Annotated in this window: 15 protein-coding genes; 11 read left to right on the forward strand and 4 right to left on the reverse strand. The window is 73.3% G+C overall.

The window, feature by feature from the left end:
* Positions 1 to 42 precede the first annotated feature (42 nt).
* Positions 43 to 1983 (forward strand): asparagine synthase (glutamine-hydrolyzing), encoded by a 1941-nt coding sequence (gene asnB, locus JKP76_RS16910; RefSeq protein ID WP_242471988.1) that lies wholly within the window; start codon positions 43 to 45, stop codon positions 1981 to 1983.
* 57 nt (positions 1984 to 2040) lie between these two features.
* Here asnB and JKP76_RS16915 read toward each other — a convergent pair whose 3' ends face one another.
* The gene (locus JKP76_RS16915) at positions 2041 to 2412 is read right to left on the reverse strand and encodes an iron-sulfur cluster assembly accessory protein (RefSeq protein WP_200492019.1); all 372 of its coding nucleotides are present in this window, start codon (positions 2410 to 2412) and stop codon (positions 2041 to 2043) included.
* 141 nt (positions 2413 to 2553) lie between these two features.
* Here JKP76_RS16915 and JKP76_RS16920 point away from each other — a divergent pair, with 141 nt between their 5' ends.
* Genes JKP76_RS16920 through JKP76_RS16930 form a run of 3 tightly spaced genes read left to right on the forward strand, consistent with a single transcriptional unit; the run spans position 2554 to position 4964 of the window.
* On the forward strand, positions 2554 to 3171 hold the full coding sequence (locus JKP76_RS16920) for a DUF3043 domain-containing protein (RefSeq protein WP_200492020.1): 618 nt from the start codon (positions 2554 to 2556) through the stop codon (positions 3169 to 3171).
* A 12-nt stretch (positions 3172 to 3183) separates the two neighbouring features.
* Positions 3184 to 4011, forward strand: a complete 828-nt coding sequence (locus JKP76_RS16925) for an MBL fold metallo-hydrolase (protein ID WP_200492021.1) — start codon at positions 3184 to 3186, stop codon at positions 4009 to 4011.
* Entirely contained in the window at positions 3978 to 4964 is a 987-nt protein-coding gene (locus JKP76_RS16930) for an aldo/keto reductase family protein (RefSeq protein ID WP_200492022.1), read from the forward strand. Before JKP76_RS16925 ends, JKP76_RS16930 begins: the two co-directional genes overlap by 34 nt.
* Before the next feature lie 28 nt (positions 4965 to 4992).
* On the opposite strand, the gene JKP76_RS16935 is transcribed toward JKP76_RS16930, so the two are convergent.
* Entirely contained in the window at positions 4993 to 5205 is a 213-nt protein-coding gene (locus JKP76_RS16935) for a hypothetical protein (protein ID WP_200492023.1), read from the reverse strand.
* Positions 5206 to 5309: 104 nt separating this feature from the next.
* Between JKP76_RS16935 and JKP76_RS16940 the strand changes: the two genes are divergently transcribed.
* From JKP76_RS16940 to JKP76_RS16955, 4 genes are read left to right on the forward strand one after another with little or no spacing between them, the layout of a single operon-like run.
* Positions 5310 to 5723: a phage holin family protein gene (locus JKP76_RS16940; RefSeq protein WP_200492024.1), complete on the forward strand. Its 414-nt coding sequence runs from the start codon at positions 5310 to 5312 to the stop codon at positions 5721 to 5723.
* The gene (locus JKP76_RS16945) at positions 5720 to 5995 is read left to right on the forward strand and encodes a DUF3618 domain-containing protein (RefSeq protein WP_200492025.1); all 276 of its coding nucleotides are present in this window, start codon (positions 5720 to 5722) and stop codon (positions 5993 to 5995) included. The genes JKP76_RS16940 and JKP76_RS16945 overlap by 4 nt, the downstream gene beginning before the upstream one ends.
* A complete protein-coding gene (locus JKP76_RS16950; RefSeq protein ID WP_200492026.1) occupies positions 5992 to 6264 on the forward strand; it encodes a DUF4235 domain-containing protein in 273 nt (90 codons plus the stop codon). Before JKP76_RS16945 ends, JKP76_RS16950 begins: the two co-directional genes overlap by 4 nt.
* 10 nt (positions 6265 to 6274) lie before the next feature.
* A complete protein-coding gene (locus JKP76_RS16955; protein WP_200492027.1) occupies positions 6275 to 7420 on the forward strand; it encodes a YihY/virulence factor BrkB family protein in 1146 nt (381 codons plus the stop codon).
* A gap of 16 nt (positions 7421 to 7436) precedes the next feature.
* Here JKP76_RS16955 and gcvT read toward each other — a convergent pair whose 3' ends face one another.
* The gene (gcvT, locus tag JKP76_RS16960) at positions 7437 to 8555 is read right to left on the reverse strand and encodes a glycine cleavage system aminomethyltransferase GcvT (protein WP_200492028.1); all 1119 of its coding nucleotides are present in this window, start codon (positions 8553 to 8555) and stop codon (positions 7437 to 7439) included.
* A gap of 36 nt (positions 8556 to 8591) precedes the next feature.
* Between gcvT and JKP76_RS16965 the strand changes: the two genes are divergently transcribed.
* Positions 8592 to 10103: a leucyl aminopeptidase gene (locus JKP76_RS16965; RefSeq protein WP_200492029.1), complete on the forward strand. Its 1512-nt coding sequence runs from the start codon at positions 8592 to 8594 to the stop codon at positions 10101 to 10103.
* 93 nt (positions 10104 to 10196) lie between these two features.
* On the opposite strand, the gene JKP76_RS16970 is transcribed toward JKP76_RS16965, so the two are convergent.
* Positions 10197 to 10604 carry an oxidoreductase gene (locus tag JKP76_RS16970; protein ID WP_309229595.1) on the reverse strand — a complete coding sequence of 136 codons (408 nt, stop codon included), beginning with the start codon at positions 10602 to 10604 and terminating at the stop codon, positions 10197 to 10199.
* Between the two features lie 111 nt (positions 10605 to 10715).
* Between JKP76_RS16970 and lpdA the strand changes: the two genes are divergently transcribed.
* Together lpdA and sucB are read left to right on the forward strand one after the other, a co-directional pair.
* Positions 10716 to 12095: a dihydrolipoyl dehydrogenase gene (gene lpdA, locus JKP76_RS16975; protein WP_200492030.1), complete on the forward strand. Its 1380-nt coding sequence runs from the start codon at positions 10716 to 10718 to the stop codon at positions 12093 to 12095.
* Between the two features lie 45 nt (positions 12096 to 12140).
* Entirely contained in the window at positions 12141 to 14015 is a 1875-nt protein-coding gene (gene sucB / locus JKP76_RS16980; RefSeq protein ID WP_200492031.1) for a 2-oxoglutarate dehydrogenase, E2 component, dihydrolipoamide succinyltransferase, read from the forward strand.
* The last annotated feature ends 28 nt before the right edge of the window (positions 14016 to 14043 follow it).

Genomic DNA, 14043 nt, shown 5'->3' on the forward strand with positions numbered 1-14043 from the left:
GCCCGCCCTTCCCCCTGCGATCCCCCGGGAGACCTGCGCCTGATGTGCGGCCTGCTCGCCTACTTCTCCACCGACGCCGACCGCGTCGACGACGGCACGGTCGCGGCGGTGCGCTCGGCCCAGCACTGCCTGCGCCACCGGGGCCCCGACGAGACCGAGCAGTGGTGGGACGGCTCGGCGGTGTTCGGCTTCAACCGGCTGTCGTTCATCGACATCGAGCACAGCCACCAGCCGATGGCCTACGCCGACGGCCGCTACCGGATCGTCTTCAACGGCGAGATCTACAACTACGTCGAGCTCCGCGAGGAGCTCGCGGCGGCCGGGGCCACGTTCGCCACCGAGGGCGACACCGAGGCGATCGTCGCCGGCTACCACGTGTGGGGCGAGGACGTCGTCCACCGGCTGCGCGGCATGTTCGCCTTCCTCATCTGGGACACCCAGGAGAAGACGGTGTTCGGCGCCCGGGACCCCTTCGGCATCAAGCCGCTGTTCGTGACCCGCCTCGCCGACGGCGCCGTCGCCTTCTCCTCCGAGAAGAAGGCGCTGCTGGAGCTGCTCGGGGGCAGCGAGGCGTCCGGCGGCGTCGACCCCGCCTCCCTCCAGCACTACCTGACCCTGCAGTACGTCCCCGAGCCCGCGACCCTGCACCGCGGGATCCGGCGGATCGAGAGCGGCACCCGCTTCACCGTCGCCGACGGCGAGCTGACGACGGCGCGCTACTTCCACCCGACCTTCCCGATCCGGCCGGTCGCGAGGGACGAGCAGCAGGCCCTGTACGACCGCATCGCCGACGTCCTCGACGACTCCGTGCGGGTGCACATGCGCGCCGACGTCACGGTGGGGTCGTTCCTCTCCGGGGGCATCGACTCCACCGCCATCGCCGCGCTCGCGAAGCGCTACAACCCCAAGCTGCTCACCTTCACCACCGGGTTCGAGCGGCAGGGGTTCTCCGAGATCGACGTCGCCGCCGAGTCGGCGGCCGCGATCGGCGTCGAGCACATCACCAAGGTGGTCACCCCCGAGGAGTTCGCCGACGCCATCCCGCTGGTGGTCTGGTACCTCGACGACCCGGTCGCCGACCCGGCGCTCGTCCCGCTGTACTTCATCGCCCGCGAGGCGCGGAAGCACGTGAAGGTGGTGCTCTCCGGCGAGGGCGCCGACGAGCTGTTCGGCGGCTACAACATCTACCGCGAGCCACTGTCTCTGGCGGCGTTCGAGAAGCTGCCCCGCGGCATCCTCCGCGCGCTCGGTGCGCTGTCGACCCGCCTGCCCGACGGCATGCGCGGCAAGGACCTGCTGCGCCGTGGGTCGATCCCGCTCGAGGAGCGCTACTACGGCAACGCCCGGCTCTTCCGGGACGACGAGCTGGGCTTCCTGCGCACCCACGACCGGGACCAGTCGCACGTCACCGTGACCCGCGAGCTGTACCAGCGCACCCGCGCGGCCGGCTACGACGACGTCACCGCCATGCAGTACGTCGACCTGTTCACCTGGCTGCGCGGCGACATCCTGGTCAAGGCCGACAAGATGACGATGGCCAACTCGCTGGAGCTGCGCGTCCCGTTCCTCGACCCCGAGGTCTTCAGGGTCGCCAGCACCCTCCCGGTCGACCAGCGGGTGACCAAGGAGACGACGAAGTACGCGCTGCGCCGGGCGCTGGAGCAGATCGTCCCCGCGCACGTGCTGAACCGCCGCAAGCTCGGCTTCCCCGTGCCCACCCGGCACTGGCTGGCCGAGGACCTGCACGACTGGGCGCGCTCGGTGATCGAGGCGAGCCACACCGACGAGTGGCTGGACAAGAAGCAGGTCCTGGCGATGCTGGCCGCGCACCGGGTGAACCAGCGCAACGGCTCGGCCGTCGACCACTCCCGCAAGCTCTGGACGCTGCTGGTCTTCATGATCTGGCACGGCATCTTCGTCGAGGGCCCGCATCCGCCCCGAGATCCCGCAGACGGTCTACCCCGTCCGGCTGTGACCGCATGAACCAGTGAGGCCCGGAACCGCATCGGTTCCGGGCCTCACTGGTTCAACGCTGGTGGATCAGCTGAAGCTGTCCCCGCAGGCGCAGGAGCTGCCGGCGTTGGGGTTGTCGATCGTGAAGCCCTGCTTCTCGATCGAGTCGACGAAGTCGATCGTGGCGCCACCGAGGTAGGGGCCGCTCATGCGGTCGACGATGACCTCGACGCCACCGAACTCGTAGGTCTGGTCGCCGTCGAGGTACCGCTCGTCGAAGAACAGCTGGTACCGCAGGCCCGAGCACCCACCGGGCTGGACGGCGATGCGCAGACGCAGGTCGTCGCGGCCCTCCTGGTCCAGCAGTGCCTTGACCTTGGCGGCCGCCGGGTCGCTGAGCAGCACGCCCGTGGATCCGGCCGCACCACCGTCGAGGGTCGTGGTGTCCTGCACCGTCATATCCGTGTCCTCCTCCATCCGAGGTGTCCGCTGCGCACCATCTGCGGCGGACCAACGCCGCCGTGGCGGAGCTTCTTCCACTGTACGGCGCTCGCCGACGTTTCCCGAGCCGTCGCAGGGGTCCACGTAGACTCCTGACCCGTGAAGCTCCGCCTGCCCGGCCGCCGCACCGCCGCCGAGACGACCGCCACCGCCACCTCGGCCGACTCGAGCGAGCACACCGCGCACCTGGTGAAGGCCGCGGGCAAGGGCCGCCCCACCCCGCGCCGCAGCGAGGCGCAGGGCCGCCGTCCCGGCCCGCCGCCGCCTCCGCCGACCACGCGCAAGGAGGCCTACCGCCGGATGCGCGAGCAGCAGGCCGCCAAGCGCGCGGACGTCCGCCAGGCCGCCGCCCGCGGTGACGACGCCTACCTGCCCGCCCGCGACCGCGGCCCGGTCCGCAAGCTGGTGCGCGACCTCGTCGACTCCCGGCGCAACGTCGGCAGCTGGTTCCTCGCCATCGCCGGCGTCGCCCTGATCGGCACCTTCGTGCCCAGCGCCGCGGTGCGCGGCTACGCCAGCTTCCTGCTGTTCGGCTTCTTCCTGCTGCTGATCGTCGACTCGGTCGTGCTGAACCGGAAGATCAAGCGCGCGCTGGCCGAGCGCTTCCCGGCGGGGACCAAGACCCGCGGCGCCTCCTGGTACGGCATCAGCCGCGCGACGATGATCCGCCGCTGGCGGTTCCCCAAGCCCGAGGTCCCGCTCGGCGCCGACGTCTGACCGCCGGGCTCCGTGCACGTCCGGCTGCTGGGCACCGGCGCGGCCGACGGCTGGCCGAACCCCTGGTGCTCCTGCGCCTCGTGCGCGGACGCCCGCTCGCGCGGTGAGTCCCGTCGGCAGACCTCGGTCCTCGTGGACGGCGGTGTGCTGCTCGACCTCTCCCCCGCGCTACCGCCCGACGGCGTCTCGCTGGCCGGCGTGCACACCGTCCTGGTGACCCACGCGCACCCCGACCACTGCGCGCCCTTCGCCCTGCTGTGGCGGCACTGGGCGCTTCCCGACGAGCCGCTCGCCGTCGTCGGCCCCCCGGAGGTCCTCGAGACCTGCCGCCCGTGGCTCGCGCCGGACGCGCCGGTGGAGCTGGTCGAGGTCGCCCCCGGCGCGACGCTGCGCCGCCGCGGGTACGCCGTCCGCGTGCTGCCGGCCGACCACGAGGTGCCGACGGTGCTCTACGACGTCACCGCACCGGACGGCGGGCGGCTGCTCTACGCCACCGACACCGGCCCCCTGCCCGACGCCGCCGTCACCGACCTCACCGACGCCGCGTTCGACGTCGTCCTGCTCGAGCAGACCTTCGGCGACCGGCTCGACCACGGCACCCGGCACCTGGACCTCGCCTCGTTCCCGGCGCAGCTGGACCGGCTGCGCGCCGTCGGGGCGGTCACCGCGGGCACCGACGTCGTCGCCGTCCACCTGGGGCACCACAACCCGCCCGCCCCGGAGCTGGCCGCCCGGCTGGCCCGGCACGGAGCCCGCCTGCTGCCCGACGGCGCGGAACTGCGGGCGGAGGCCTACCGTCGGCGATCATGGAATTCCGACGCCTCGGCCGCTCCGGCCTGACCATCTCCGAGATCGCCTACGGCAACTGGCTCACCCACGGCAGCCAGGTCGAGGAGGACGCCGCGCACGCCTGCGTGCAGGCCGCCCTCGAGGAAGGCATCACGACCTTCGACACCGCGGACGTCTACGCCGGCACCAAGGCCGAGTCCGTGCTCGGCCGGGCGCTGTCCGGTCAGCGCCGCGAGGGCCTGGAGATCTTCACCAAGGTCTACTGGCCGACCGGTCCCGGGCAGAACGACCGCGGGCTGTCCCGCAAGCACATCATGGAGAGCTGCACCGCCTCGCTGCGGCGGCTGCAGACCGACTACGTCGACCTGTACCAGGCGCACCGCTACGACTCCTCGGTCCCGCTCGAGGAGACGATGACCGCCTTCGCCGACCTGGTGCGGCAGGGCAAGGTCCTCTACATCGGCGTCTCCGAGTGGAACGCCGATGAGATCGCCGCGGGCGCCGAGCTCGCCCGGGAGCTGGGCATCCAGCTGATCTCCAACCAGCCGCAGTACTCGATGCTGTGGCGGGTCATCGAGGACGAGGTCGTGCCGACGTCGGAGAAGCACGGCCTCTCCCAGATCGTCTGGTCGCCGCTGGCCCAGGGCATCCTCACCGGCAAGTACCTGCCCGGTCAGCAGCCGCCGCCGGACTCCCGGGGCGGCCACGCGGAGGCCGGCGGGTCGATGCGGCGCTTCCTCCGCAACGAGGAGCTGCTCACCCGCGTGCAGGACCTCGTGCCGATCGCGGCCGACCTCGGCCTGTCGATGGCCCAGCTGGCCGTGGCCTGGGTGCTGCAGAACCCCAACGTGGCCGCGGCGATCATCGGCGCGAGCCGCCCGGAGCAGGTGCGGGACAACGTCAAGGCCGCCGGCGTGACGCTGGACGCCGACGTCCTGGCCCGCATCGACGCCGCGCTCGGCGACGTCGTCGAGCGCGACCCGGGCAAGGTCTCGCGCGGCTGACGCCTCGCACGCGGACGGGCCTGGCGGCCTACGGGGCCGCCAGGCCCATCGGGCCGTAGACCTTCCGGTCGTCCTCGAAGAGGGTCACCGTGGCCACCCCCCGGTCGAGGAGGTCCCGCCAGGTCTCGCCCAGCCAGGACTCGGCGTCGCCCTGGTTCTCGGAAGCGGGGACCTCCACGCCGAGGGACGACGGGTCGACGGTCGCCCCCGAGGGGTCCTCCAGGCGCCAGTGCCAGCTCATCCCCGCAGGCTAGTGCGCCGACGCGGGAACGTGATCTTCCCCCGGGTTACCGGGGTCGCCGCCCGGGCATGGCAGTCCACCGACTGCACCCGAGCGGAGGACCCATGACCGCAGCTCCCCCACCGGCCGATCCGGCCACGGCCTCGACCGGTCAGCTGATCAGCCAGCTCACCGAGCAGGTGAGCCGGCTCGTCCGCGACGAGGCCCGGCTGGCGCAGGCCGAGGTCACCCAGAAGGCCAAGCGGCTCGGCGTCGGCGCCGGGCTGTTCGGCGGGGCGGGGCTGTTCGCCGTCCTGGGCCTGGCGGTGCTCGTGGCCACCGCCGTCCTGGCGCTGGACCTGGTGCTCCCGGCCTGGCTGGCCGCGCTCGTCGTCGCCGTCGTGCTGCTCGCCGTCGCCGGCGTGCTCGCGCTGATCGGCAAGAAGGACGTCGAGAAGGCCGGCCCGCCGGTGCCGACGCAGGCCATCGCCGGCGTCCAGGCCGACATCGCCGCGGTCAAGCAGGGGCTGTCGCGGTGAGCTCGCCGAACGGGACCGGCGACGTCGCCGCGCTGCGGGCCGAGATCGACGCGACCCGAGCGGAGCTGGGCCGCACGGTCGACGCGCTCAGCAACCGGCTGGACGTCCCGGCACGCGCCCGCGAGCGGGCCGCCCGCACCAGGGACACTGCCGTCGAGACCTACCGGGAGAGCCCGCCGGCCGTCATCGGCGCCGGCGTCGCCCTGGTCGGGCTCGTGGTCGGACTGATCGTCCTGCGCCGCCGGCGCAGCGGAGCGAGGAGGAAGCGTTGAGCAAGGGAGCGAAGCTCGCCTACCGGCCCATCGGCCTGATCGGCGGCATCCTGGCCGGAACCCTGAGCGGGATCGTCTTCAAGCAGCTGTGGAAGGCGATCGCGAACGAGGACGACGCCCCCAGCGCGCTGCAGAGCGAGTACCCGATGAAGGAGGTCGTGATCGCCGCGGCCATCCAGGGCGCGATCTTCGCCGCGACGAAGGCCGCCATCGACCGCGCCGGCGCCCAGGGCTTCACGAAGCTGACCGGCAGCTGGCCCGGCGACTGAGGGGCGGCAGATGACCGGCACAGGGGCGCGCGAGAGCTCCGTCGACCGGATCCGTCAGCGGGTCGAGGAGAAGGCCGCCCGCCGGGCCGCGGCGGCGAAGGCGGCGGCGGCGGCGCCGCCAGCGGATGAGCCGGACCGGCTGCCCCCCGACACGCCGGCGCCGGACCGCATGCCCGGAATCGACGCGGCGTCGCCGACCGGGATCCCGCTGCGCGGGTGGAAGCAGATCGTCAAGCGCGCCTGGGCGGAGAACAATGCCGACAACATGCCGATCATCGCCGGTGGCGTGGCGTTCTTCGGATTCCTGGCGATCTTCCCGGCGCTCATCGCGCTGATCTCCATCTACGGGCTGGTCGCCTCCCCCGAGCAGGCCGCGGAACAGGTGGAGGAGCTCACCGCGGGGCTGCCGACCGAGGCGCAGAGCCTGATCAGCGACCAGGTGACGGCGGTGACGGAGAACGCCGGCGGAGCGCTCACGCTCAGCCTGATCATCTCCATCGTCGCCGCGCTCTGGAGCGCCTCGGGCGGGGTGAACAACCTGGTCAAGGCGGTCAACATCGCCTACGACGAGGTGGAGACCCGCAACTTCGTGAAGCTGCGGGCGCTGTCGGTCGCGCTCACCCTCGGCGCCGTCGTCTTCGTCGTCCTCACCATCGGCCTGGTCGCCGTCGTGCCGATCGTGCTCGACGCGCTCCCCCTCGGCGGGCTGGGCACCGTCCTCGCCGAGGTCGCCCGCTGGGTGGGGCTGCTCGCCGTCGTCGCGGGCTCGCTCGCCATCCTCTACCGGGTCGCACCGGACCGGGACGCGCCGCGCTTCCGCTGGGTGAGCCTCGGCTCGATCGTGGTCACCGTCGTCTGGGCGCTGGTGAGCCTCGGGTTCACCCTGTACGTGAACAACTTCGGGTCCTACGACAAGACCTACGGCGCGATCGCCGGCGTCATCGTCCTGATGCTGTGGCTGTACCTGACCTGCTACCTGGTCCTGCTCGGCGCGGAGATCAACGCCGAGACCGAGCACCAGACCGCCGTCGACACCACCGGCGGCGACCCGGAACCCATGGGTGTCCGGGGCGCCGTCGTCGCCGACACGCTGCCCGACAAGCCGGAGCCGGAGAAGGGCGACAGCGACCCGACCCGCAAGAACGCCGCCCCCTGATCGGCGGCGCCCGTGCTCAGCGCACGTGCGAGGGCACGAACGGCGGCTTGACGACCTGCACCGGCTGCGGCCGGCCGCGGACGTCGACGGCGAGCTCGGCGCCCTCGGCGATCCCGGCCGCGGTGTCGAGGAGCGCCAGGGCGATGCCGGTCTTCAGCGTCGGCGAGAAGGTGCCGCTGGTGGTCTCGCCGACCCGCGCGCCGGCGGTGTCGAGCACCGCCATCCCGGCCCGCGGGATGCCGCGACCGGTGGCCCGCAGCCCCCACAGCTGCCGGGCGGGCCCGGCCTCCCGCTCGGCGAGCAGCGCCTCCCGGCCCCAGAACGCGGGCTTCTTCCAGCCCACGGCCCAGCCGGCCCGCGCCTGCACCGGGGTGATGTCGGGCGAGAGCTCGTGCCCGTGCAGGGGGTAGCCCATCTCTGTGCGCAGCGTGTCGCGGGCGCCGAGGCCGCAGGGCCGGATGCCGAGGTCCTGGCCGGCCTCCAGCAGCGCGTCCCACAGCTCACCGGCCCGGTCCGCCTCGACCAGCACCTCGTAGCCGTGCTCGCCGGTGTACCCGGTGCGGCAGACGGTCACCTCGGCCCCGCCGGCGCCGGTCCCGGTCACGAACGACATGTAGGAGAGCTCGCCCGGGAGACCGAGCAGCTCGAGCACCTGCAGCGAGCGCGGGCCCTGGACGGCGAGGACGGCGACCTGCTCGTGCCGGTTCTCGACCACCACGCCGGCGGGGGCCTCCGCGGCCAGCCGGGCCAGGACGTCGGCGGCGTTCGCGGCGTTGGGCACCAGCAGCACGTCGTCGGGGCCGTGCAGGTAGACGATCAGGTCGTCGACGACGCCGCCGGCGCGCGGATCGCCGTCGGGCAGGCAGCACAGCGTGTACTGCGCCTGCCCCGGCCCGATGCGGCCCAGGTCGTTGGTCAGGCAGGAGTCGACGAACGCCGCCGCGCCCGGGCCGCGCACCGTCCCGGTGCCCAGGTGGGAGACGTCGAAGAGCCCGACGCCCTCCCGCACCGCGGCGTGCTCGGCGAGGACTCCCCCGCCGGCGTACTCGATCGGCATCGACCAGCCGCCGAAGTCGGCGAGCTTGGCGCCGGCGGCGACGTGGCGGTCGTGCAGGGGCGAGGTCAGCGGGCTCACGCGGCCCAACGTAGTGCGCGCTCCTAGGATGCGGACGTGCCGCCGACGATCTCCGCCACCGACCAGCCCCTCGAGAAGCTCTCCGCCGACGCGGTCGTCGTCGCGGTCGGCAAGGGCCCCGACGGGCCGCTGCCCACGCCCGGCGCGGAGGCGGTGGACCGGCTGCTCGGCGGCCGGCTGTTCGCCGCGCTGGCCGACCTCGGCGCCCGCGGTGGCGAGGACGAGGTCACCCGCCTGCCCTCGTTCGGCCAGGGCCCCTTCCCCGTGGTCGCCGTCACCGGCCTCGGCGCGCCCGACGCGTCCGGCAGCTACTCCGCCGAGTCGGTGCGCCGCGCCGCGGGTGCGGCCAGCCGAGCGCTCGCCGGGCGCCGGTCGGTCGTCAGCCTGCTGGCCGCCGTGGGCGGTGCACCCGACGCCGAGCGGCTGCACGCCGTCGGCGAGGGGTCGCTGCTGGGTGCCTACGAGTTCACCGCCTACAAGTCCGACCTGCCCGCGAACCGGCCGCTGCCGCCGCAGGAGATCACCGTCGTCGTCCCGGGCGCCTCCGACGCCGAGAAGGCGCTGCGCCGGTCCCGCGCCGTCGCCGACGCCGTCGCGCTCGTCCGCGACCTGGTGAACACCCCGCCCAACGACCTCTACCCCGCCGAGCTGGCCGCCCGCGGCGCCGCCGCCGGGAAGAAGCACGGGCTGAGCTCGGAGATCCTGGACGAGGACGAGCTGGCCGCGGGCGGCTACGGCGGCATCCTCGCCGTCGGCTCGGGCTCCACCCGCAAGCCGCGGCTGCTCCGGCTGACCTACCGGGGCAAGGGCGCGCGCACGAAGATCGCGCTGGTCGGCAAGGGCATCACCTTCGACAGCGGCGGCATCTCGATCAAGCCCGCCGCCAAGATGGAGGACATGAAGAGCGACATGGCCGGCGCCGCGGCCGTGATCGCCACCGTCTGCCTGGTCGCCGAGCTCGGGCTGCCCGTCGAGGTCACCGCGACCGTGCCGATGGCCGAGAACCTGCCCAGCGGCACCGCCTACCGCCCGGCCGACGTCGTGACCTTCCGCAACGGCAAGAAGGCGGAGATCACCAACACCGACGCCGAGGGCCGCGTGGTCCTCGCCGACGCGATCGCCCGCGCGGCCGAGGACCGGCCCGACGCACTGCTGGAGACCTCCACGCTCACCGGCGCCCAGATGGTCGCGCTCGGCTCGCGGACCTCCGGCGTCATGGGCAGCGACGACCTGCGCGACACCGTCGTCGAGGCCTCGCGCCGCGCCGGCGAGTCGATGTGGCCGATGCCGCTGCCGGCCGAGCTGCGCCGCGGGCTGGACTCCCCGGTGGCCGACTTCACCAACGCCAACACCGACCGCCTCGGCGGGATGCTGGTGGGCGGCCACTTCCTCAAGGAGTTCGTGCCCGCCGACCTGCCCTGGGCGCACATCGACATCGCCGGCCCCAGCTACAACACCGGCGGCCCGTGGGGCTACACGCCCAAGGGCGGCACCGGCGTCCCGGTCCGCACCCTGCTGGCGACGATCGAGGCCCTCATCGCCGACTGATCCCCGCGCTGGGATCAGGTGACCTGATCGTCGAGCGTCCTCCCTCACCGTGCACCACGAGGGAGGACGCTCCACGGTGAGGGAGGACGGCGGTCACAGCCCCTTCTGGCGGGCGCTCCAGTCGCGCATGCGCTGGGGGTACCCGGTGACCTGGGCGTCGTAGACCGGGATCGCGAGGTCGCGGGAGAGCTTGCGGGCGACGTCGGGGCCGTCGATGCGCCGGCGCGTCCACTCGCCGTCGGCCGCCACCAGCACGATCGTCGTCTCGGTGACCGCCGTCCGCGGCTCGACGTAGCCCTCGACGCCGCGACGCGAGGCGACGAACTGCTCCAGGTGGGCCAGGTCGGTGCGGTGCGAGCCGCGGTCGAGGGTGCTCCGCCGCCCGTCGCCGCCGGGCCGGGAGGGGCCGCGACGCCCCCGGCCGCGCAGCCGGTCGAACAGCCCCATGGCACTTCTCCCGTCGTCGGAGGCGCGCTCGTCGACCCCGGTGATCACCGGCACGCTCGGCAGGGCAACGGCGCTCCCGGCCGGGTCGTTCCCGGAGTGGCAGGATGGGCACGAGGCCCCGCCCGCTCGAGCGGGACCAGACACCGCACTTGAGGAGCAGAACACGTGAGCGCACCGACGTCCCCCGCCGACCTGGTCATCCTCGGCGGTGGCTCGGGTGGTTACGCCGCGGCGTTCCGGGCCTCCGAGCTCGGCCTGAACGTCGTCCTCATCGAGAAGGACAAGGTCGGCGGCACCTGCCTGCACCGCGGCTGCATCCCGACCAAGGCCCTGCTGCACGCCGGCGAGGTCGCCGACCTGGCCCGCGAGGGCGAGCAGTTCGGCGTCAAGACGTCGCTGGCCGGCATCGACATGGACGGCGTCAACAGCTACAAGGACGGCGTCATCGCCAAGCTCTACAAGGGGCTGCAGGGCCTGGTGAAGGCCCGCAAGATCACCTACGTCGAGGGCGAGGGGCGGCTCACCTCCCCGACCACCGTCGAGGTGAACGGCCAGAGCTACGAGGGCAAGCACATCCTGCTGGCCACCGGCTCCTACGCCCGCAGCCTGCCCGGCCTGGAGATCGACGGCACCAAGGTCATCACCAGCGACCACGCCCTCAACCTGGACCGGGTCCCGGCCTCGGCGATCATCCTCGGCGGCGGCGTCATCGGCTGCGAGTTCGCCAGCGCCTGGAAGTCCTTCGGCGTCGACGTCACCATCGTCGAGGCGCTCCCCCACCTGGTCCCGCTCGAGGACGAGTCCTCCTCGAAGCTGCTCGAGCGCGCGTTCCGCCGTCGCAAGATCGGCTACGAGCTCGGCAGCCGCTTCTCCGGCGTCCAGCACACCGAGAACGGCGTCAAGGTCTCCCTGGAGAACGGCAAGGAGATCGAGGCCGAGCTGCTGCTCGTCGCCGTCGGTCGCGGGCCGGTCAGCCAGGGCCTCGGCTACGAGGAGGCCGGCGTCCAGATGGACCGCGGCTACGTCCTCGTCGACGAGTACTGCTCGACCAACGTGCCGACCGTCTCCGCCGTCGGCGACCTCATCCCGACGCTGCAGCTGGCCCACGTCGGCTTCGGCGAGGGCATCCTCGTCGCCGAGAAGGTCGCCGGGCTGAACCCCGCCCCCATCGACTACGCCGGCGTCCCGCGGATCACCTACTCCGACCCCGAGGTCGCCTCCGTCGGGCTCACCGAGGCGCAGGCCAAGGAGCGCTACGGCGAGGTGAAGACCCTCACCTACGACCTCGCCGGCAACGGCCGCAGCCAGATCCTCAAGACCACCGGGGCCGTGAAGCTCATCCAGGCGCCGGACGGCCCCGTCGTCGGCATCCACATGGTCGGCAGCCGGGTCGGCGAGCTCATCGCCGAGGCCCAGCTCATCTACAACTGGGAGGCCGAGGCCGACGACGTCGCCAGCCTCATCCACCCGCACCCGACCCAGAGCGAGGCGCTGGGCGAGGCCCACCTGGCCCTCGCCGGCAAGCCGCTGCACGTCCACGGCTGACCCGCACACCCCACCTGCCCCGCGCCACGAAGGAGTCCTGCCCCGATGCCGACGTCCGTCACCATGCCCGCCCTGGGCGAGAGCGTCACCGAGGGCACGGTCACCCGATGGCTCAAGCAGGAGGGTGACCAGGTCGAGGTCGACGAGCCCCTCCTCGAGGTGTCGACCGACAAGGTCGACACCGAGATCCCCTCGCCCGCAGCGGGCATCCTGACCAAGATCCTCGTCGCCGAGGACGAGACCGTCGACGTCGGCGCGGAGCTCGCCGTCATCGGTGGGGACGGCGACGGCGGCGGGCAGGCCGGGGGTGGCGACGCCGCCTCCGCGTCGGCCGAGGACGCCGAGACGCCGCAGACCCCCGACCAGCAGGTCGAGGACGCCGCTCCCGAGCCGGCCGCCGAGCAGCCCGCCCCGCAGCAGCAGCAGGAGGAGCCCCCGGCATCCCCGGCCGGCGGTGGCGGTGGCGGCGAGGGCACCCCGGTGACCATGCCGGCGCTCGGCGAGAGCGTCACCGAGGGCACCGTCACCCGCTGGCTCAAGGCCGTGGGCGACGAGATCACCGCCGACGAGCCGCTGCTCGAGGTGTCCACCGACAAGGTCGACACCGAGATCCCGGCGCCGGTCAGCGGCACGCTGCTCGAGATCACGGTGAACGAGGACGAGACCGTCGACGTCGGCGCGCAGCTGGCCGTCATCGGCACCGGCTCGGCCGGCGGGTCCGCGCCGGCCCCGGCCGCGCCCGCGCAGGAAGCCCCCCAGCAGCAGGAGGCCCCCCAGCAGGAAGCGCCGGCCCAGGAGGCGCCGCAGCAGGCGCCCGCCGAGGAGAAGCCGCAGGCCGCCCCCGAGGCCAAGCCCGCGGCGACCACAACCACCCAGCCCGGTGGCGACTACGGCGCCAGCGGCGCCCAGCCGGCCGCCTCCCCCACCTCGCAGCCCGCCCCGCAGGTCGCGCCGCAGGCGCCGGCCGGGCAGTCCGCGGGCGGGGACGGCGGCAGCTACGTGACCCCGCTGGTGCGCCGGCTCGCCGCCGAGCGCGGCGTCGACCTCGGCTCGGTCACCGGCAGCGGTGTCGGCGGGCGGATCCGCAAGCAGGACGTCCTCGCCGCGGCGGAGAAGGCGTCCGCGCCGGCTCCCGCCGCTCCGGCCGCCGGTGGCACGCGGACCCCGTCGCCGGCCGCCACGCCCGACACCTCGCTGCGCGGACGCACGGAGAAGATGTCCCGCCTGCGCACGGTCATCGCCAAGCGGATGGTCGAGTCGCTGCAAGTCAGCGCCCAGCTGACGACGGTCCTCGAGGCCGACGTCACCCGGATCGCCCACCTGCGCCAGCAGGCCAAGGCCGACTTCGAGGCCCGCGAGGGGGTCAAGCTGTCGTTCCTGCCGTTCTTCGCCAAGGCCGCCGTCGAGGCGCTCAAGGCGCACCCGTCGGTGAACTCCTCGATCGACCAGGAGGCCGGCACGGTCACCTACCACGACGCCGAGAACCTCGGCATCGCGGTGGACACCGAGCGCGGGCTGCTGGTGCCGGTCATCCACGACGCCGGCGACCTGAGCCTGGGCGGGATCGCGCGCAAGATCGCCGACCTGGCCGAGCGCACCCGGTCGAACAAGGTCACCCCCGACGAGCTGGGCGGCGGCACCTTCACGCTGACCAACACCGGCAGCCGCGGGGCCCTGTTCGACACCCCGATCATCAACCAGCCCCAGGTCGCCATCCTCGGCGTCGGCTCGGTGGTCAAGCGGCCGGTCGTCCTGGAGGACCCGGAGCTCGGGGAGGTCATCGCCGTCCGGTCGATGGTCTACCTGGCCCTGACCTACGACCACCGCATCGTCGACGGCGCCGACGCCGCCCGCTTCCTCACCACGGTGAAGGAACGGCTGGAATCCGGGCAGTTCCAGGGCGAGCTCGGTCTCGCCTGACAGCACCTCGATCAGGGTCCCGGCAGCA

Origin of the sequence: Blastococcus sp. TML/C7B, from assembly GCF_016612845.1 — a bacterium.
Taxonomy (GTDB): Bacteria; Actinomycetota; Actinomycetes; order Mycobacteriales; family Geodermatophilaceae; genus Blastococcus.

Bases quoted from the DNA above. Each gene is read 5' to 3' on its own strand.
- asnB (WP_242471988.1), top strand. From the start codon at position 43: ATGTGCGGCCTGCTCGCCTACTTCTCCACCGACGCCGACCGCGTCGAC.
- JKP76_RS16915 (WP_200492019.1), bottom strand. From the start codon at position 2,412: ATGACGGTGCAGGACACCACGACCCTCGACGGTGGTGCGGCCGGATCC.
- JKP76_RS16930 (WP_200492022.1), top strand. From the start codon at position 3,978: ATGGAATTCCGACGCCTCGGCCGCTCCGGCCTGACCATCTCCGAGATC.
- JKP76_RS16935 (WP_200492023.1), bottom strand. From the start codon at position 5,205: ATGAGCTGGCACTGGCGCCTGGAGGACCCCTCGGGGGCGACCGTCGAC.
- JKP76_RS16940 (WP_200492024.1), top strand. From the start codon at position 5,310: ATGACCGCAGCTCCCCCACCGGCCGATCCGGCCACGGCCTCGACCGGT.
- JKP76_RS16955 (WP_200492027.1), top strand. From the start codon at position 6,275: ATGACCGGCACAGGGGCGCGCGAGAGCTCCGTCGACCGGATCCGTCAG.
- sucB (WP_200492031.1), top strand. From the start codon at position 12,141: ATGCCGACGTCCGTCACCATGCCCGCCCTGGGCGAGAGCGTCACCGAG.